Annotated in this window: 17 protein-coding genes; 7 read left to right on the top strand and 10 right to left on the bottom strand. The window is 72.1% G+C overall.

Annotated elements, in window-relative coordinates:
- Positions 1-8: 8 nt before the first annotated feature.
- Positions 9-635, top strand: coding sequence for a TetR/AcrR family transcriptional regulator (locus KM933_RS02535; protein ID WP_221348092.1), 627 nt, complete (start codon positions 9-11; stop codon positions 633-635).
- 128 nt (positions 636-763) lie between these two features.
- Here KM933_RS02535 and icmA read toward each other — a convergent pair whose 3' ends face one another.
- The 4 genes from icmA to KM933_RS02515 all read right to left on the bottom strand — a co-directional run bounded on the left by icmA (position 764) and on the right by KM933_RS02515 (position 4,879).
- Complete coding sequence (gene icmA, locus KM933_RS02530) at positions 764-2,464, bottom strand: coenzyme B12-dependent isobutyryl-CoA mutase large subunit (RefSeq protein ID WP_221348091.1); 1,701 nt, start codon at positions 2,462-2,464, stop codon at positions 764-766.
- A 108-nt stretch (positions 2,465-2,572) separates the two neighbouring features.
- Complete coding sequence (locus KM933_RS02525; protein ID WP_221348090.1) at positions 2,573-2,911, bottom strand: DUF3817 domain-containing protein; 339 nt, start codon at positions 2,909-2,911, stop codon at positions 2,573-2,575.
- Between the two features lie 128 nt (positions 2,912-3,039).
- Entirely contained in the window at positions 3,040-3,549 is a 510-nt protein-coding gene (locus tag KM933_RS02520; RefSeq protein WP_221348089.1) for a MarR family winged helix-turn-helix transcriptional regulator, read from the bottom strand.
- Between the two features lie 10 nt (positions 3,550-3,559).
- Positions 3,560-4,879 carry an MFS transporter gene (locus KM933_RS02515; protein ID WP_221348088.1) on the bottom strand — a complete coding sequence of 440 codons (1,320 nt, stop codon included), beginning with the start codon at positions 4,877-4,879 and terminating at the stop codon, positions 3,560-3,562.
- Positions 4,880-5,040: 161 nt separating this feature from the next.
- On the opposite strand from KM933_RS02515, the gene KM933_RS02510 reads away from it, so the two are divergent.
- Both KM933_RS02510 and KM933_RS02505 read left to right on the top strand, forming a co-directional pair.
- The gene (locus KM933_RS02510) at positions 5,041-6,024 is read left to right on the top strand and encodes an ArsR/SmtB family transcription factor (protein ID WP_221348087.1); all 984 of its coding nucleotides are present in this window, start codon (positions 5,041-5,043) and stop codon (positions 6,022-6,024) included.
- A 196-nt stretch (positions 6,025-6,220) separates the two neighbouring features.
- A complete protein-coding gene (locus tag KM933_RS02505; protein WP_221348086.1) occupies positions 6,221-7,234 on the top strand; it encodes a glycoside hydrolase family 6 protein in 1,014 nt (337 codons plus the stop codon).
- A 22-nt stretch (positions 7,235-7,256) separates the two neighbouring features.
- On the opposite strand, the gene glxA is transcribed toward KM933_RS02505, so the two are convergent.
- The 4 genes from glxA to KM933_RS02485 all read right to left on the bottom strand — a co-directional run bounded on the left by glxA (position 7,257) and on the right by KM933_RS02485 (position 11,895).
- Positions 7,257-9,212 carry a radical copper oxidase GlxA gene (gene glxA / locus KM933_RS02500; RefSeq protein WP_221348085.1) on the bottom strand — a complete coding sequence of 652 codons (1,956 nt, stop codon included), beginning with the start codon at positions 9,210-9,212 and terminating at the stop codon, positions 7,257-7,259.
- A 2-nt stretch (positions 9,213-9,214) separates the two neighbouring features.
- On the bottom strand, positions 9,215-11,029 hold the full coding sequence (locus tag KM933_RS02495) for a glycosyltransferase family 2 protein (RefSeq protein WP_221348084.1): 1,815 nt from the start codon (positions 11,027-11,029) through the stop codon (positions 9,215-9,217).
- Positions 11,030-11,260: 231 nt separating this feature from the next.
- A complete protein-coding gene (locus tag KM933_RS02490) occupies positions 11,261-11,554 on the bottom strand; it encodes an MTH1187 family thiamine-binding protein (RefSeq protein WP_221348083.1) in 294 nt (97 codons plus the stop codon).
- Positions 11,551-11,895 (bottom strand): DUF3817 domain-containing protein, encoded by a 345-nt coding sequence (locus KM933_RS02485; protein ID WP_221348082.1) that lies wholly within the window; start codon positions 11,893-11,895, stop codon positions 11,551-11,553. The genes KM933_RS02490 and KM933_RS02485 overlap by 4 nt, the downstream gene beginning before the upstream one ends.
- A gap of 292 nt (positions 11,896-12,187) precedes the next feature.
- Between KM933_RS02485 and KM933_RS02480 the strand changes: the two genes are divergently transcribed.
- From KM933_RS02480 to KM933_RS02465, 4 genes are all read left to right on the top strand, one after another.
- Complete coding sequence (locus tag KM933_RS02480; RefSeq protein WP_221348124.1) at positions 12,188-12,820, top strand: AIM24 family protein; 633 nt, start codon at positions 12,188-12,190, stop codon at positions 12,818-12,820.
- Between the two features lies 1 nt (position 12,821).
- On the top strand, positions 12,822-13,472 hold the full coding sequence (locus KM933_RS02475) for an AIM24 family protein (protein WP_221348081.1): 651 nt from the start codon (positions 12,822-12,824) through the stop codon (positions 13,470-13,472).
- Positions 13,469-14,275, top strand: a complete 807-nt coding sequence (locus KM933_RS02470; RefSeq protein ID WP_221348080.1) for an AIM24 family protein — start codon at positions 13,469-13,471, stop codon at positions 14,273-14,275. The genes KM933_RS02475 and KM933_RS02470 overlap by 4 nt, the downstream gene beginning before the upstream one ends.
- A gap of 92 nt (positions 14,276-14,367) precedes the next feature.
- Positions 14,368-14,844, top strand: a complete 477-nt coding sequence (locus KM933_RS02465) for a MarR family winged helix-turn-helix transcriptional regulator (RefSeq protein ID WP_221348079.1) — start codon at positions 14,368-14,370, stop codon at positions 14,842-14,844.
- A 69-nt stretch (positions 14,845-14,913) separates the two neighbouring features.
- On the opposite strand, the gene KM933_RS02460 is transcribed toward KM933_RS02465, so the two are convergent.
- Together KM933_RS02460 and KM933_RS02455 are read right to left on the bottom strand one after the other, a co-directional pair.
- Complete coding sequence (locus tag KM933_RS02460) at positions 14,914-16,392, bottom strand: sensor histidine kinase (RefSeq protein ID WP_221348078.1); 1,479 nt, start codon at positions 16,390-16,392, stop codon at positions 14,914-14,916.
- Positions 16,389-17,111 (bottom strand): response regulator transcription factor, encoded by a 723-nt coding sequence (locus KM933_RS02455; protein ID WP_221348077.1) that lies wholly within the window; start codon positions 17,109-17,111, stop codon positions 16,389-16,391. The genes KM933_RS02460 and KM933_RS02455 overlap by 4 nt, the downstream gene beginning before the upstream one ends.
- Positions 17,112-17,154 lie beyond the last annotated feature (43 nt).

Below are 17,154 nucleotides of genomic sequence, written 5' to 3'. Positions count from 1 at the left end.
TCGCCGCCATGCAGAGTCGCATCTCCGGCCCCCGCACGGGGCGTCCGCGCAGCGCCGAGGCCGACGCGGCGATCCTGGCGGCGACGCGTGCGGCCCTCGTCGAACTGGGCTGGTCCAAGCTGACGCTGGGGGACGTGGCGACCCGCGCGGGTGTGGCGAAGACGACGCTCTACCGGCGCTGGGCGGGCAAGAACGAACTCGTGGTCGACGCGGTCGCGGCCCTCTTCGACGAACTGGAACTGCCCGACCGGGGCACGCTCGCGGCCGACATCGAAGGGGTGGTGATCCAGTTCGCGGCCGTCCTGGCCCGGCCGGAGACGAGGAGCGGACTGATGGCCGTGCTCGCGGAGTCGACGCGGGACGACGCCCTGCGCGAGCGGATCCGGACGTCGGTCGTGGACCGCCAGAAGCGGCTGGTGCTGGAGGGGCGGGCCCGGGCGCAGGTCCGCGGGGAGCTGCCGCCGGAGGCGGACGCGTCGGACGCCGCGCGGTCCGCGGACCTCATCTTCGACATGGTGGCGGGCGCGGTGGTGCACCGGACGCTGATCAGTGCGGAGCCGGTGGACCCGCCGTGGGTCCGCGACTTCACCCGCGTCCTGCTGCTGGGACTGGCGGGGGCGGCGACCGGCCCCTGACGGCGCCCCCGCCCCCGGCCGGGAGCCCCGCCGGCCGGGGCGCGGCCCCGGGGACGACGGGGTTCGGGACGCAACCCCCGGTGGCGGCGAGGGCCGGGACCTCAACCCCCGGTGGCGGCGGGGGCCGGTCAGAACCCCGGCGGCTCCGTGTACACCCCCCACTCCTCCCGGAGGGCACCGCAGATCTCCCCCAGCGTGGCCTCCGCCCGCACCGCGTCCAGCATCGGCGCGATCATGTTCGACCCGTCCCGCGCGGCCGCCAGCATGGCGTCCAGCGAGGACCGCACGGCGGCCCCGTCCCGGGCGGCCCGGCGGCCGCCCAGCTCCCGCACCTGCTCCCGCTCCACCTCGTGGCTGACCCGCAGGATCTCCAGGTCCCCGGTCACCGACCCGTGGTGGACGTTCACCCCGACCACCCGCTTGTCGCCCTTCTCCAGTGCCCGCTGGTACTGGAAGGCCGACTCGGCGATCTCCCCGGTGAACCACCCGTCCTCGATACCGCGCAGGATCCCGGAGGTGACGGGCCCGATCGGGTGCCGGCCGTCGGGATGCGCCCGCAGCCCCCGCTCCCTGATCTGCTCGAAGATCCGCTCGGCGTCCGCCTCGATGCGGTCGGTCAGCTGCTCGACGTACCAGGACCCGCCCAGCGGATCCGCCACGTTGGCGACGCCGGTCTCCTCCATCAGCACCTGCTGCGTGCGCAGGGCGATCTCCGCCGCCTGCTCGGACGGCAGCGCGAGCGTCTCGTCCAGCGCGTTCGTGTGCAGCGAGTTGGTGCCGCCCAGCACCGCGGCCAGCGCCTCGACCGCCGTGCGCACGACGTTGTTGTACGGCTGCTGGGCGGTCAGCGAGACGCCGGCCGTCTGCGTGTGGAAGCGCAGCCACTGCGCCTTCTCCGACCGCGCCCCGTACACGTCCCGCATCCACCGCGCCCAGATCCGCCGCGCCGCCCGGAACTTGGCGATCTCCTCGAAGAAGTCGAGATGCGCGTCGAAGAAGAAGGAGAGGCCGGGGGCGAAGACGTCGACGTCGAGGCCGCGGGAGAGGCCCAGCTCCACGTACCCGAAGCCGTCCGCCAGCGTGTACGCCAGCTCCTGCGCGGCCGTGGAGCCGGCCTCGCGGATGTGGTAGCCGGAGACCGACAGCGGCTTGTACGCGGGGATCTTCGCAGCACAGTGCTCCATCAGGTCCCCGATGAGCCGCAGATGCGGCTCGGGCTGGAAGAGCCACTCCTTCTGCGCGATGTACTCCTTGAAGATGTCGGTCTGGAGCGTGCCGTTGAGCACGGCCGGGTCCACGCCCTGCCGTTCGGCCGCCACCAGGTACATGCAGAAGACCGGCACCGCGGGCCCGCTGATCGTCATCGACGTCGTGACGTCACCCAGCGGGATGTCCCGGAACAGGACCTCCATGTCGGCCGCGGAGTCGATCGCGACCCCGCAGTGGCCGACCTCGCCGAGCGAGCGGGGGTCGTCGGAGTCGCGCCCCATCAGCGTGGGCATGTCGAAGGCCACGGACAGCCCGCCCCCGCCGTTGGCGAGGATCATCTTGTAGCGCTCGTTGGTCTGCTCGGCGTTCCCGAAGCCGGCGAACTGCCGGATGGTCCACGTCCGCCCCCGGTAGCCCGTGGCGTGCAGACCCCGCGTGTAGGGGTACTCCCCGGGCCAGCCGATCCGCTCGAAACCCTCGTACGTGTCCCCGGGCCGCGGTCCGTAGACCGGCTCCACGGAGTCCCCGGAGAGCGTGGTGAAGTCGGCCTCGCGCTTGCGCGAGGCGTCGTAACGGGCCTGCCAGCGTCGGCGGCCCTCTTCGATGGCGTCAGCGTCCATACCCCCGAATTTACTAGGACGTCCTAGTAAAAGTCGATGGGAGACCGCCACGGATGCGTCCGTGGCGGTGGTGCCGCCCGTACGGCCGGGCCGCCCGAGCGGGCCCGCTCAGGCCCGGGCGACCGCGCCCGGGCCGTCGGTGACCTTCGGCTCCAGTTCGCGGCTGACCCTGCGCTCGACGAAGAACGCGGCGGTGGGGACGGTGCCCGCGAGCAGCACCCACAGGAGCTTGGGGACCGGCCACTTCGCCTTGGAGCCCAGGTCGAAGGCGAGGACCAGGTAGACGACGTACAGCCAGCCGTGCGCGAGGCTGACGACATGCGTGAAGTCCGCGGCGCCGTCCAGGTCGAGCACGTACTTGCCGATCATGCCCAGGACCAGCAGGACCAGCAGGACACCGGTGACGTAGGCCATGACGCGGTAGCGGGTCAGCACGCTTCGTTTCATGCATCGAGCCTAACCGCCCGAAAAACCCCCGCTTCCGCGGGGAGCGACACGCCGTCACGCGGTAGCGCGCCAGAACGCTCGGAACACCTCCGCACCGGCGAAGAGCAGCATGCCGACCCGCAGAAACTCTACTCCTCGCCGAAGTCGCGCGCCGCGACCCGCAGCGGACGCAGCATCGCGAAGATCTCCCGGCACTCCTCGGCGTCGTACACGCCGAGCCCGAAGTCCATCGCCATCAGATCGCGGGTGGCCGCGTCGCAGACCTCGCGGCCCTTGCCGGTGATGGAGGCCAGGGTGCCGCGTCCGTCGTTCGGGTTGGGCCGCTTGTCGACGAGCCCCGAGCGCACGAGCCGGTCCACCGTGTTCGTCACGGAGGTCGGGTGCACCATCAGCCGCTCGCCGATCTTGGACATCGGCAGCTCGCCGGCCTTGGAGAAGGTGAGCAGCACCAGGGCCTCGTACCGGGCGAACGTCAGCCCGTACGGCTTGACCACCGCGTCGACCTCGGCGAGGAGGATCTGGTGCGCGCGCATGATCGACGTGATGGCGCCCATCGAGGGCACGGATCCCCAGCGCTGCTTCCAGAGTTCGTCGGCCCGGGCGATGGGATCGAAGGCAAGACTGAGCGGCTTCGGCACGGCAAGGACCCTACCGGCCGGTCATATCGTGGTCAGCCCCGTCTCGCCCTTCGGTACGCACCTCGTGCCCCGCCGCACCGGCGGGCGCGGGCTTCGCGGTACGCCGTACCTCCGCCGCCAGCAGGAGGCAGCACAGCGTCCCCAGCACGCCCACCCCGCCCACCACCGTGCTGACCGCCCAGATCTCGGCGGCCGCGCCGGCCAGCGCCATGCCCACGCCCTGGATGGTCATCAGTCCGGCCGTGTGCACGGTCATGGCCCGCCCGCGCAACTCCTCGGGCACGGCGTCCACGAACCAGCGGTCCAGCCCCAGCGTGTACGCGCCCGCCGACCCGGCGACGGCCAGCGCGAGCAGGATCCAGCCGGGGTCCGGGTGGAACGGGTAGACCAGCAGCGGCAGCAGACCGCAGCCGGCGAGCGGCAGCACGATCCGGGAGCGGGCCCCCGGCGAGAGGGCGGCGCCCGCGTACAGCTCCCCCGCGATCGTCCCGACCGGCATCGCGCACATCAGCAGCCCGATCCAGACCGTGCCGGCGCCGATCTGGTCCGCGTACGCGGCGGCGAGGGCCTCCGGCGCGACGACGAACATCGGCGGCACCCACAGGAGCAGCAGCAGTGCCCGGACCCGGCGGTCGCCGAGGACCTGCCGGGTGCCGGCGAGCGAGTACCGCACCAGCGGGCCGGCGCCGTCGCGCGCGGGCCGGCGCCGGGTGCCCAGCCGCAGGAGCAGCGCGGAGGCGAGGAAGGTGCCCAGGGTGACGACCAGCGCCCCGCGCGGGGACACGAGGGTCAGCAGGACGCCGCCCAGACCGAAACCCACGAGGACGGCGCTCTGCGCCACCATCCGCAGCAGGGAGCGGCCGAGCACGAACAGGTCGCCGTCCCCGAGGATCGCGCCCAGTGTGGCCATCCGGGTCCCGCTGAACACCGGTGAGACGGCCGCGATGGCGCACCGCAGTCCGAGCAGCAGGGCGACGGGGGTGGCGGGCAGGGCCATCAGCGCCGCGCAGCCGGCGCACAGGAGGTCGCAGACGACCAGCACCCGCCGCGCCGGGAACCGGTCGGCCACTCCGGACAGCAGGGTCCCGCCCACGAGGTACGGCAGGAAGCCGAGCGCGAAGACCAGCGCGCTGAGCAGCGGTGAACCCGTCAGCTCGTACACGAGCACGGTCAGGGCGATCTCGCTCACGACGACGCCCAGCAGGGACAGGGCGTGCGCGGCGAAGACGGCGCGGAACTCGCCGACGGCGAGGACGGCGCGGTAGCCGGCCGGCCGGACGTCCGCGGCGGGGCCGGGCCGGACCGGCGCGGTCCGTGTTTCTTCTGGCATGGGCAGCAGCGTCACGCGTGCGGACCGGGCACCATAGAGTTTCGGCCAGGCCCGAATCTTCCCGGACCGGTTCTTCCCGGACCGGTTCTTCCCGGGACGACCGTTCCGGCACGACCGGTTCGGCACGACCGTTCCGGGCCGGAGCCCCGTCGGGAGGCGTGATGCCGCACCACCTCCTCTTCCGCGAGGACGACTTCCTCAACTGCCGGTTCGCGGTGTCCCCCCTCTGGGAGACCCACGAGGCGATCCGCACCCTGCGGCGGCCGGAGCGGCAGGGCTACCACGCCGCGTGGCTGCGCCGCGCCCGCCCGGCCGCGGCGGCGCTGGACCTGGAACCGCTGTGGCTGCTGATGCCGCGACGCGGCAACACCCCGGACTGCCTGATGCCGCCCCCGCTCGGGCCCGCGGCCACGTTCGAGGAGGAGATCGCCGCCGTGCGCGGCGTGCCCCCCGAGGTCGCGCGCGCCGAGATGGCGTCCTCCCTGGCGGACACCCCCGGCGCCGCCGCCTCCCCGCGCGGCCGGGCGCTGCTCGCCGACCCGGCCCGTGCGGTGCGGGACCTCGCGGACACGATGGAAGCGGCCTGGCACACGCTCGTGGCACCCGACTGGCCGAGACTGCGCGCCCTCCTGGAGGCCGACGTCGCCTTCCACTCGCGGCGCCTCGCCGAGGTGGGCCTGGCCGGACTGCTGCCCGAGCTGGACCGCCGGGTCTCCTGGGACGCGGGCAGGCTCGCGGTCGACTCGGCGGGGGAGCACGTGCGCGAGCTCGGCGGCCGGGGCCTGGTACTGCTGCCCAGCGTCTTCGTCTGGCCGGACGTGGCGAGCGGTTTCGAGCCGCCCTGGCAGCCGACGCTGGCCTACCCCGCGCGCGGCATCGGCGGCCTGTGGGCCGAGCCGTCGGGCACCGCGCCGGACGCCCTCGTACGGCTCCTGGGCCGCGGCCGGGCCGCCGTGCTGACCGCGCTGGAGGAGCCGGGCGCCACCACGGCCCTCGCGCACCGGCTCGGCCTCGCACCCTCGTCGGTCTCCGCGCACCTGGCGACGCTGCGCGACGCGGGCCTGCTCGTCTCCCACCGCTACGGACACCAGGTGCTGTACGAGCGGACGCCGCTCGGCACCGCGCTGGCCGCGGGCGGGATCTGACGGCCCGGCGGCCGCGGGCACGCCCTGCGGTGTCGCATCCCTGAGCGATAGGTCAGTTATGTAACGATAGCCGGAATTGTTCACCCACCGGCAACCGCCGGTGACGGAGAACCGCCACGACGGGGGACCGTCATGACGGGAGATCGTCACCGGCGGAAAGTCGTCACCGACCGTCACCTTCGTCCAAGGGGGCAGGATGCTCCGGCCGATCCGTACCCGTACCCTCGCGGTCCTCGCCGTGCTCGGACTCGCGGCGGGCTGCTCGTCCCCGCCCGAGGCCGGGACGAGCGCCCCCGCCCGGAAGACCCGTGTGCGGGCGGCCCCCGCCGCCGGTTCCCCCTTCTGGACCGACCCGGCGAGCCCCGCCGCCCGGCAGGTGCGGACGTGGGAGCGGCAGGGGCGCGGGGACGACGCCCGGCTGCTGCGGCGCATCGCGGACCGGCCCGCGGCACTGTGGCCGGCCGGCGACGACCCCGGACCGGCGATCGGGCAGGCGACCCGGGCCGCGGCGCGCGAGGGGCGTACGGCCGTGTTCGTCGCGTACGACATCCCGCACCGCGACTGCGGCCAGCACTCGGCGGGCGGGGCGCGGGACGCGCAGTCCTACCGGGACTGGATCGAGCGGTTCGCGCGGGCGCTGGGCGACAGCGACGCGCTGGTCGTGCTGGAGCCCGACGCGGTCGCGCACGTCGTCGACGGCTGCACCCCGGCCGAGTACCACGCCGAGCGCGAGCTGCTGCTCTCCGAGGCGATCGTGCGGCTGAAGCGGCAGCCGCGCACCCGGGTCTACCTGGACGCGGGCAATCCGGCCTGGATCCGGGAGCCGCACAAGCTCGTCGAGCCCCTCGGGCGCGCCGGGATCGCGAACGCCGACGGCTTCGCCCTGAACGTCTCCAACTTCCAGACGGACGGCACCACCAAGGAGTACGGCCGCCGGCTGTCCGCGGCCCTCGGCGGCAAGCACTTCGTCGTGGACACCAGCCGCAACGGCAACGGCCCGCTGGGCGGCGACCCCTCCGAAGCCTGGTGCAACCCGCCCGGCCGGGCCCTGGGCGCGGCGCCCACCACGCGCACCGGCGACCCGCTCGTGGACGCCTACCTGTGGATCAAGCGGCCCGGGGAGTCGGACGGCGAGTGCCGCGGGGGCCCCGCGGCCGGGCAGTGGTGGGCGGACTACGCCCTGGGCCTGGCCCGCAACTCCAGGGCCTGACGGGCGCCCGGCCCGCGGCGCCTCACCTGATCTGGACCCACTTCGCCTCGGACGGCGTCCCGTCGCGGTCCGTCACGAACAGCATGTACCAGCCGGGCGGCACCAGCGTCCGGTCCTCCGGTACGTCCACGGTCACCGAGTCCTCGGACCTGGTCAGCCCCAGCGCGACGGACCGCTGCTCGACGTCCGTCGTGTGGGTGACCGCGCTGGGCCGCATCAGACGGGCGTTCACGATCCGTTCCGGGTGCCGGGTGGCGAAGGTCGCGCGGCCCTCGCCGTCCACCTCCTGCGGGCCGTCGCCCAGGACGGGGCGGCTCTTGCCGTGTCTGTGCAGGGCGGGCGGGGTGTAGATCTCCATGCGCTGCTCGAAGTGGCCGAGCTTGGTGTTCTGCTGGTCGTCGAAGAGCGGGTCGGAGCCGAAGGTGGCGATCCGTCCGTCGGGCAGCAGGAGCGCCTCGGAGTGGTAGTTGCGGCCGACCCTCGGCGCGGCGGCCGGGCGGAAGGAGTTGGACCGCGGGTCGTAGAACTGCGCCTTGTGGATGTTGCTGGCGCCGCGGCCCCGGTAGTCCTTCGCGCCGTTGGAGGTGAACACCGAGTCGTCCGGCATGATCACGCTGTTCAGGTAGCGGGTGCCCTGCGGCAGGTCGGGGCCGTCCTCGAAGACGGGGTTGTCCTTCTTGAGGTCGACGACGGCCGTGCGCGAGGTCGACCTTCCCGACTCGCCGACGCCCCCGCCGCCGAGGATCATCACCTTCTGGTCCTGGGCGGGGGGCAGCAGGAGCGAGGCCGAGGTCTCCGTGACGTCCCGGTCGGTCAGGCCGGGCACCTTCCGGAACGTGTTGGTCCGCAGGTCCCACAGGCCCGGTTCGCGGCCGAGTCCCGCGGGACCGTACCCCGCGTTCGAGGCGGGGTAGAAGAGCTTGCCGCCCTTGGTGAGGAAGAGGGCCGGATAGGTGGGGAAGTAGCGCTTGGGGCCCGGGGTCCACTTCTTCTTCCCCGGGTCGTAGATCTCGTTGTCGCCGGGGTCGATCACGCCGACGTCGTCGAGCCCGGAGACGGCGAGCACCTTCCCGTCCTGGAGCCCGACGAGCGTCGGGTACCAGCGTGCCTTGTCCATCGGCTCGACGGGCACGTACCTCTCCGCCACCGGGTCGAACTCGTAGGCGGCCCTGATCCCCTGGAAGTCCTGCTTCTCCATGGTGATCTTCTCGGAGAGGCCGTACGTGTTCTTCGCGTCCTTGCCCTTCAGGCCGAGGATCTCGTACTGGGCGCGCTTGTCCCTGACCGGGGCCGGCCCCTCCTCGGTGGCCTCGACGAAGACCCGGGCCTCGCTCGCCCGGACCTTCGTCCGCCAGGGCTGCATCACCCCGGCCCTGTTGTAGGTGATCTTCTGGGTGCGCTTCGCCTTGGGGACGGTGACGTCGAACCGGCTGACGTACTCGACGCCGGAGGGCGAGCGGAAGCGGGTGCCCTTCCTGAGGACGACGGGCTTGTCCGGGTTCTCGTTCTTCACCCGCATCCCGCCGCCGGCCCGCTCGACCTCCCCGTCGAGCAGTTCGTAGCGGGCCGTGCCGCCGGCCACCAGCATCCGGCCGCTCGGCAGCTGGGCGTGGCCGGCGCAGAAGAAGTCCACCGGTGTGGGGATCTTCTTGAAGGTGTCGGTCCGCGGGTCCCACAGGACGGTGTCGAAGGAGCCCTTGTCGAACTTCTTCTGCTCGTTGCCGGAGCCCGCGACGATCAGCACCTTGCCGGTGTGCAGGAGCGCCGCGTGGATGGCGTTGGTGCGGAACTCCTCGGGGATGCCGAGCTGCTTCCAGGAGCCGTACCGCGCCTTGTACCCGGGCTGGGCGATCTTGTACTCGTGGTACTGCTCCGAGGCGAAGCCGATGGCGGCCGGGGCGTTGAGTCCGGCGAGCAGTGCGACGCCGCCGACGCCGAGCAGCCGCTTCTGGGTCTTCTTCGAGAGCCGGTGGGCCATGCCTAACTACCTCCTGTCGTACTGCTGGAGACGGTCCCCGCGGGGAGCGAGCCGCCGGGGACCGTGGCGCCGGCCCGGCCCGCGAGCGCCGGGGCGGGCTCGGCCTCCGCGATCCGGACGGTGGGTACGACGCGCCGGTCCACCCTGCGCACCCGGTTGCGGGTGGCGGCCCACACGGCCGGCGGGGCGAGGCAGACGGCCAGCGCGAGGAACGCCCAGGTGCGCATGGCCGCGTGGGTGTGGTCGAGCACGAACGACGCGGCCAGGGAGGCCGTCAGGACCGCCGCCCAGAAGAGGTGGACACGGAAGGTCAGCAGCCGGTCGGGGCTGGTGCCGTCGCCCTTGGGGGTGACGACGAAACGGCTCGGGCGGCGGACCAGGGCCGCGCCCAGGGACCGGAGGTAGATGGGCGCGGAGAGGGCCGACATCGCCATGCCGGCCAGACCGCCGCTGCCCTCCGGTTCGTGCGGAGAGACGTTGTGCCGCCGGTTCCACAGGTACAGGCCGACCTGGAGCGCCGCGGCGTCGCTGTAGAGCATCAGCCACATGGAGGCGGAGACCTGGGTGCCGGACGCGCCGCACCACAGGAACAGGACGCAGCTGAGGATGCCCAGCAGCCAGTTGACGGCCGTCATGGGGTAGTAGACGAGCATCAGCGTGTACGAGAAGAGCCGTCCGGGCGGCATCGAGAAGGGTGCCTTCCAGTACTGCTTGAACAGCGTCTCGTACGTACCCCGCGACCAGCGCATCTGCTGGGTGAAGAAGTCCGTCCAGGAGGCGGGGCCCTCGCCGACGGCGAGCACGTCCGGGGTGTAGACGGACCGCCAGTGGTGGCCGGTCCCGGGGTTACGGCTCCGGTGCAGTTCGAAGCCGGTGGCCATGTCCTCGGTGATGGAGTCGTACAGGCCGCCGATCTGCTTCACGGCCTCGATCCGCACGACGTTGTTGGTGCCGACGAACATGGGCGCGCGGTAGCGGTTGCCGGCGCGCTGGATCAGGGCGTGGAAGAGGAACTGCTGGGACTCGGCCGCCTTGGTGACGGGCGTGGTGTAGTTGCCGTACACCTGCGGGCCGACGACGAAGGCGACGTCCGGGTCGCGGAAGTAGCCCATCGTCCGGGCCAGGAAGTCCGGGTGCGGGACGTGGTCCGTGTCGACGGAGGCGAAGTAGTCGTACGCGCCGCCGTGCATCGCGATCCACGCGTTGTAGTTGCCGTGTTTCGTACGGGTCTTGTGGACGCCCTTGTCCCTGTTCCACGCGGGGACGCCGTGCCGGGTGAAGTGGCGTACGCCCAGCTCCTCGCAGAGGGCCTTGGCCCGGATGTCGTCGCCCTCGTCCAGGAGCCACACGTCCAGCGGGCCGGTGTGGGTGATGCGGACGGCGCCCTCCAGGGTCGCGCGGACCATCGAGAGGGGTTCCTTGCCCGGGACGTAGGTGGTGAGGAAGGCGACCCGGGTGCCGTTCTGCGGGGTGACGGGGACCGGGTCCCTGGCGACCATCGTCGCGTGGGCGATGGAGACCACGTTGACCAGCATGAACAGTTCGATCAGGCCGATCGACACGAGCATGGCGACGTCGAGGCCGACCAGCCAGCGGGCGCCGCCCTCGCGCTCCACCCAGTGGGTGGGCCACACGAGGTAGACCAGGAGCAGTCCCGTGAGCAGCGGGGCGAGCGTCATGAGCAGGACCGCTCTTATTCGGCGGGGCTCGCTCGACAGGAGCGTGGTGTACTGCACCCGGTACGCCGATCCGGACGGCTCCGTGAGCGGTCCGGCCAGCCGGCTGTGGGTGTCGTAGTCGTAGCCCTCCGGCCGCACAGTGCCCTCCAGTGGTCGAACAAGCCGATAACCACACAGAAGTGGCTTTTGGGCGGCGTGTCGAACGGAGGGGGTCCAGTCGGGTGGAAGTTGCCACCGGCGGTCAGCAGTTGAGTCGGGCGCGGGCGCCCCGCAGGGGCGCGGGGAACTGCGCGGCCCGCCCCACGGCCCGCAGCGGGCGCAGGACCGCAAGGCCCGGGGCGGGGCGCAGCCCGCCCCGGGCCCCTCACCTCACACGGACAAGTGACCTTCCACCGTGGCCACTTTGGACGTCAGCCCGTCGGTCACCCCCGGCCGGATGTCGGCCTTCAGGACGAGGGAGACCCTGGGCGCCCGCGCCTCGACGGCCGCCACGGCCCGCCGGACGACGTCCATCACCTCGTCCCACTCGCCCTCCACGGACGTGAACATCGCGTCCGTACGGTTCGGCAGCCCCGACTCCCGTACGACCCGCACCGCGTCGGCGACGTACTCCCCGACGTCCTCACCGACCCCCAGCGGCGTCACGGAGAAAGCGACGATCATGCGTTGACGATCCCCTCGTTGCGCGCGCGGGACGCGATGACCGCGTTCTCCGCCTCCCGCTTCAGCCTGCGCTCGGCGAGGAACCCGCCGCCCGGCAGCACGGACAGGACGAAGTACAGCGCCGCGGTCCTCAGCCCCCACCTCGCCCGGTTCCACGCGTCGGCCCAGAAGATCATGTAGAGCACGAAGAGGATGCCGTGGACCATGCCCATGACCGGCACCGCGTTGAACTCCGTGGTCCGCTTCAGCACCGAGCAGACGAGCAGCAGCAGGAACGAGACGGCCTCCGGACCGGAGACCAGGCGGAGGCGGCGGAGGGCGGAGGCGGTCTTGATGTCCACGGGTCACCTTCGGGAGAGGATGAAGAGGATGAAGAGGGCGAAGAGGGCAGGGAACGCAGGAGCGAACCGGGGGCGGGCACGCCCCCTTGTGAACGTACGCACAAGCTACTCCCATTGAAGCATCCGACCGCCCACCGCACGGGCACGGGGTCCGCGCGTCGGCGGCCCACGCGGGCGCCCCCGGGACGCCCTCGGGGTCTGCCCGGGGTTCGCTCGGGGTTCGCTCGGGGTCGGATCATCCCGGAGGACCTGGCCCCCGGCCGCACCCGGCGGCTACCGTCGCACCGTGGCGATGTTCCGACTCCAAGGCAGCAAGGTGCTGGCCGTCGACATGACCGGGGACGCCGTGAAGGCGAAGAACGGCTCCATGGTCGCGTACGACGGTCAGATGGCCTTCAAGAAACTCAGCGGCGGCGGCGAGGGGATCCGCGGCATGGTGACGCGCCGGATCACCGGCGAGCAGATGACCCTCATGGAGGTGAGGGGCCAGGGGACGTGCTGGTTCGCCGACCGCGCGAGCGAGATCAACCTGGTGGACCTCCGGGGCGACAAGCTCTTCGTCGAGTCGAGCAACCTGCTCGCGACCGACGCGGGCCTGCGCACGGGCACGTCCTTCACGGGCCTCAGGGGCGCCTCCCAGGGCAACGGCCTCTTCACGACCACGGTCGAGGGGCACGGCCAGGCGGCGATCATGTCGGACGGCCCGGCCGTGGCCCTGCGGGTCGGCACGCAGTACCCGCTCACCGTCGACCCGGGCGCGTACATCGCCCACCAGGGCGACCTGCGGCAGTCCTTCCAGTCCGGCGTGACGTTCCGCACGTATCTGGGCGAGGGCGGCGGCGAGGCGTTCCAGATCCGCTTCGAGGGCGACGGAGTCGTCTACGTGCAGCCCAGTGAGCGCAACTCGATCGCGGGAGACGTGTGACATGCCCTTCCGTGAGATCAACTCCAAGATGATCGAGGCCACGGTCGCGCCGGGCCTGCGGCTGTTCAGCCAGCGCGGCGCGATGCTCGCCTACCGGGGCGAGGTCTCCTTCACCCCGAACACGCAGGGCGGCCAGGGCGGGGTCATGTCGATGATCGGCCGCCGGGTCGCCGACGAGGCGACGCCCCTGATGACCGTGGAGGGCTCCGGCACGGTCCTGTTCGGGCACGGCGGCCACCACATCCAGGTGATCGACCTCACGGGCGACACCCTGTACGTGGAGGCGGACCGGCTGCTGGCCTTCGACGGCACCCTGGAGCAGGGCACGATGTTCATGGGCTCGCAGGGCGGGGTCATGGGCATGGTGCGCGGCCAGGTGACGGGACAGGGCCTGTTCACCACGACCCTCAAGGGTCACGGCTCCGTCGCCGTCATGGCGCACGGCGGGGTCATCGAGGTCCCGATCAGCCCGCAGCGCCCGGTGCACGTCGACCCGCAGGCGTACGTCGCCCACCACGGGGACGTGCGCAACAAGCTCTCCAGCGCGCTCGGTCTGCGCGATCTGGTGGGCCGCGGCTCGGGCGAGGCATTCCAGCTGGAGCTGAGCGGCAGTGGTGCGGTGTACGTGCAGGCGTCGGAGGAGAAGCTGTGACCACCCACCCGGGCAGCGGCCCCGTCGGCCCCCTCGTTCACGATCCGGCGACCCTGCCGGCCGACGACAACGTGAACGCGTACACCTTCTGCGTGGAGCTCAAGGGGAGCGAGTGGTTCCTGCAGAAGGGCAAGATGATCGCCTACTACGGCTCGATGGAGTTCAACGGCATCGGGCACGGCCGCCTGGACCGTCTCGTGCGGACGTCGTTCCATTCGCCGTTGCACGCGAGCGACTGGGTGGTGGCCTCCGGTTCGGGCAAGATGCTCCTCGCCGACCGGGCCTTCGAGGTGAATTCGTTCGACCTGGAGGAGGGCAACCTGACCATTCGCTCGGGCAACCTCCTCGCTTTTCAGCCAAGTCTCTCGCTCAAGCAGTCGATCGTGCCGGGCTTCCTGACCCTCATCGGAACGGGCAAGTTCGTCGCCGCCTCGAACGGCCCCGTGGTGTTCATGGAACCCCCGATCCGGGTCGATCCGCAGGCCCTGGTCGGCTGGGCCGACTGCCCCTCCCCGTGCCACCACTACGACCACGGGTACATGACGGGTCTGATGGGCGGTCTACGTGCGATGACGGGCCTCGGCGGGGCCTCCGGGGAGGAGCACCAGTTCGAATTCGTGGGAGCCGGCACGGTACTGCTGCAGTCCACCGAGACACTGATGGCGGAGCAGGCGACGGGGGCGGTCCCGAACGAACCCGGGGTACCCGGCGGCGGCGGGACACCGGTCCACCCTGGGCAGCCGGGCGGCGCACCGCGCCTTCCCGGACAGCTGGGAGACCTCCAGCGTCGCTTCGGGCTGTGAGCGGTAGTCTGCGGAGTGTGACGTCGAACGTGTGCGCGCCGTCACGCCGCCCTGACTAGTTCGCCTTTCAACAATTTAGGTAGACTTCATTCATGGAGACCGAGACGGCCACCCGCTGGCTGACCGATGCGGAGCAGTGCGCCTGGCGCACCCACCTGGAGGTCAACAGGCTGTTGACGTATCAGCTCGAAAGGGACCTCCAGCCGTTCGGACTGACGATGAACGACTACGAGATCCTGGTGAACCTCTCCGAGTCGGAGGACGTCCGCATGCGGATGAGCGACCTCGCGTCCGCCACCCTGCAGTCCAAGAGCCGGCTCTCGCACCAGATCACCCGCATGGAGAACGCGGACCTGGTCCGGCGCGAGAACTGCGAGTCCGACCGGCGCGGACTGTACGCGGTGCTCACGGACCACGGCATGGAGACGATGCGGAAGGTCGCGCCCCACCATGTGGGGTCCGTGCGGCGGCACTTCATGGACCTCCTGCCGCCGGAGGCGCTGGAGGAACTGCACAAGTCCCTGGCCCCGATCGCGGAACACCTCCGGGGGCAGCGGGGGCGTCCGTGACCGGGTGAACACCGGACGGGGCTACGGGGCGCCGCGGAGCACCAAGGGGCTACAGAGCACCGCGGAGCACTAAGGGGCCGCGGGCAGGCGGAGTTCGAACAGGGCTCCGCCCGCCGGGGCCTGCCGGGCGATGAGCGATCCGCCGTGCCGCACGGCCACGTCACGGGCGATGGCGAGGCCCAGGCCCGCTCCGCCGTCGTCGCGGGTACGGGCCTCGTCGAGCCGTACGAACCGCTCGAAGACCCGCTCGCGCTCGGCGGCGGGCACGCCCGCGCCGTCGTCGGCGACCTCCAGGAGGGCCCACTCCCCCACGCGCCGGACGGTCACCGCGACCGACGACCGGGTGTGCCGCTGCGCGTTGTCCAGCAGATTGCCCAGCACCCGCGCCAGCTGACCGCGGGAGCCGCGTACGTCAACGGTGCCGGTGCCGGCGGCGGGCGCGTCCACGGACACCGCGACCCGGTCCCCGGTGCGCTGAGCGGCCTCCGTACGGACGAACTCGGCCAGGTCGAAGCGCGCGTCCGCCGCCCGCTCCCCCGCGTCCAGCCGGGCCAGCAGCAGCAGGTCGGCGGCCAGCCGCTGCAGCCGTACGGTGTCCTCGACGGCCCCTTCCACATCGAGCAGCTCCGGGTGCGCGGCACCCACTTCGAGCTGGGTGCGCAGGGAGGCGATGGGGCTGCGCAGCTCGTGCGAGGCGTCCGCGACGAACCGCCGCTGGCGCTCGACCGACTGCTCCAGGGCGGCGAGCGTCTCATTGGTGGTCCGGGCCAGCCGCGCGACCTCGTCGTGGGTGTCCGGCACGGGGACCCGCCGGGTGAGGTCCTCGGAGGCGGTGATCGCCGCCATCTCGCTGCGGATGCCCTCGACGGGGTGCAGCGCCCGGCGGGTGACCAGCCAGGTGACCAGGGCCACGAGGGCCAGCAGCAGGGGGAACCCGATGAGGATCACGGTCAGCGCGGTGCTCACGGCCTCCTGTTCGGCGGTCAGCGGCGCCCCGGCGTGGACGGTGAGCGTGCCCCTGTCCCCGGTCTCCACGGGCACGGTGGCGAAGCGGTAGTCCGCCGTGTCGCCGTCGATGGTGGCGGAGCCGTCGCTGAAGGAGGCGTCCTCGATGTCGACGGCCTCGGTCCCGGTCCCGGTCCCGGTCTCGGGGGGATCGTCGTCCGCGTCGTCCTCACCGTCCGCGCCGGTGCCGGTGCCGGTGCCGGTGTCGGTGACGGGTCCCGGGGCCTGCGGCCTGACCCGGTCGAGGCCCGTGCCGTCGATCCGCTCCAGGTCCTTGGTCACCGCGACGAGCCTCCCGGCGCCGTCCACGACCTGGACCGGCTGGTCGTCGTCGTCCAGCGACAGGTCTCCGTAGGCCGCCCCGGCCACGAGATCGGTGGCGACCGCCTGGGCGGCCCGCTCGGCCTCCGTGCCGGCCTGCTCGCTCAGGTTGGTCCACAGCGACAGCAGGACCGCGGCGCCCGCGAGGGCGAGCGCGACGGCCACCACGACGCTCGCGGCGAGCGTGGCCCTGGCCCGTACGGACCCGAGGAGGCGTTTCACCTGGCCTCCAGGCGGTAGCCGGCACCGCGCACGGTCCGGATCAGCGAGGCCCCCAGCTTGCGGCGCAGCGTGCTGATGTAGACCTCGACGATGTTCGGGTCCCCGTCGTAGGCGAAGTCCCAGACGTGCTCCAGGATCTCCGCCTTGGACACCACCTCGCCGGCCCGCACGACGAGCTGTTCGAGGACCGAGAACTCCTTGGCGGTGAGCGTGACCTCGTCCTCGGCGAGGTGGACGCGCCGGGCGGCGGTGTCGACCTTGAGATCGCCGAGCACGTGCACGGGCGACCCTCCGCCGCCCGGGGAGCCGCGCCGCCGCAGGAGCGCCTTCACCCGGGCGACCAGGACGACGTACGAGAACGGTTTGGTGAGGTAGTCGTCGGCGCCGGTGTCCAGGCCCTCCGCCTCGTCGTACTCGCCGTCCTTGGCGGTGAGCATCAGGATCGGCACCTCGTGCCCGGCGGACCGCAGGGCGCCGCACACCCGGTAGCCGTTCATCCCGGGCAGCATGATGTCGAGGATGACGAGGTCGTACGCGTCCTCGCCGGCCCGGTGCAGCCCTTCCAGGCCGTCGTGGACCACGTCCACGGCGTATCCCTCGGCCGTCAGGCCCCTGGCGAGCGACAGGGCCAGCCGCTTCTCGTCCTCCACGATCAACAGGCGGAAGGGGCGACGCGGGGCGTCCGGGGCGGGGCGGTGGTGGGAGACGGGTGGGCGCATGTGTAGAGGGTCCCAAACCGAAGCTGAAGAAGCCTTCAGGGTG

This window comes from Streptomyces beigongshangae, from assembly GCF_019710745.1.
Lineage (GTDB): Bacteria > Actinomycetota > Actinomycetes > Streptomycetales > Streptomycetaceae > Streptomyces > Streptomyces beigongshangae.
This window is presented reverse-complemented; position numbering and strand designations above follow the sequence as displayed.

Excerpts from the sequence above, each read along its gene's own strand:
- KM933_RS02535 (WP_221348092.1), top strand. The coding sequence starts at position 9 with ATGCAGAGTCGCATCTCCGGCCCCCGCACGGGGCGTCCGCGCAGCGCC.
- icmA (WP_221348091.1), bottom strand. The coding sequence starts at position 2,464 with ATGGACGCTGACGCCATCGAAGAGGGCCGCCGACGCTGGCAGGCCCGT.
- KM933_RS02525 (WP_221348090.1), bottom strand. The coding sequence starts at position 2,911 with ATGAAACGAAGCGTGCTGACCCGCTACCGCGTCATGGCCTACGTCACC.
- KM933_RS02515 (WP_221348088.1), bottom strand. The coding sequence starts at position 4,879 with ATGCCAGAAGAAACACGGACCGCGCCGGTCCGGCCCGGCCCCGCCGCG.
- KM933_RS02510 (WP_221348087.1), top strand. The coding sequence starts at position 5,041 with ATGCCGCACCACCTCCTCTTCCGCGAGGACGACTTCCTCAACTGCCGG.
- KM933_RS02505 (WP_221348086.1), top strand. The coding sequence starts at position 6,221 with ATGCTCCGGCCGATCCGTACCCGTACCCTCGCGGTCCTCGCCGTGCTC.
- glxA (WP_221348085.1), bottom strand. The coding sequence starts at position 9,212 with ATGGCCCACCGGCTCTCGAAGAAGACCCAGAAGCGGCTGCTCGGCGTC.
- KM933_RS02490 (WP_221348083.1), bottom strand. The coding sequence starts at position 11,554 with ATGATCGTCGCTTTCTCCGTGACGCCGCTGGGGGTCGGTGAGGACGTC.
- KM933_RS02480 (WP_221348124.1), top strand. The coding sequence starts at position 12,188 with ATGTTCCGACTCCAAGGCAGCAAGGTGCTGGCCGTCGACATGACCGGG.
- KM933_RS02475 (WP_221348081.1), top strand. The coding sequence starts at position 12,822 with ATGCCCTTCCGTGAGATCAACTCCAAGATGATCGAGGCCACGGTCGCG.
- KM933_RS02465 (WP_221348079.1), top strand. The coding sequence starts at position 14,368 with ATGGAGACCGAGACGGCCACCCGCTGGCTGACCGATGCGGAGCAGTGC.
- KM933_RS02455 (WP_221348077.1), bottom strand. The coding sequence starts at position 17,111 with ATGCGCCCACCCGTCTCCCACCACCGCCCCGCCCCGGACGCCCCGCGT.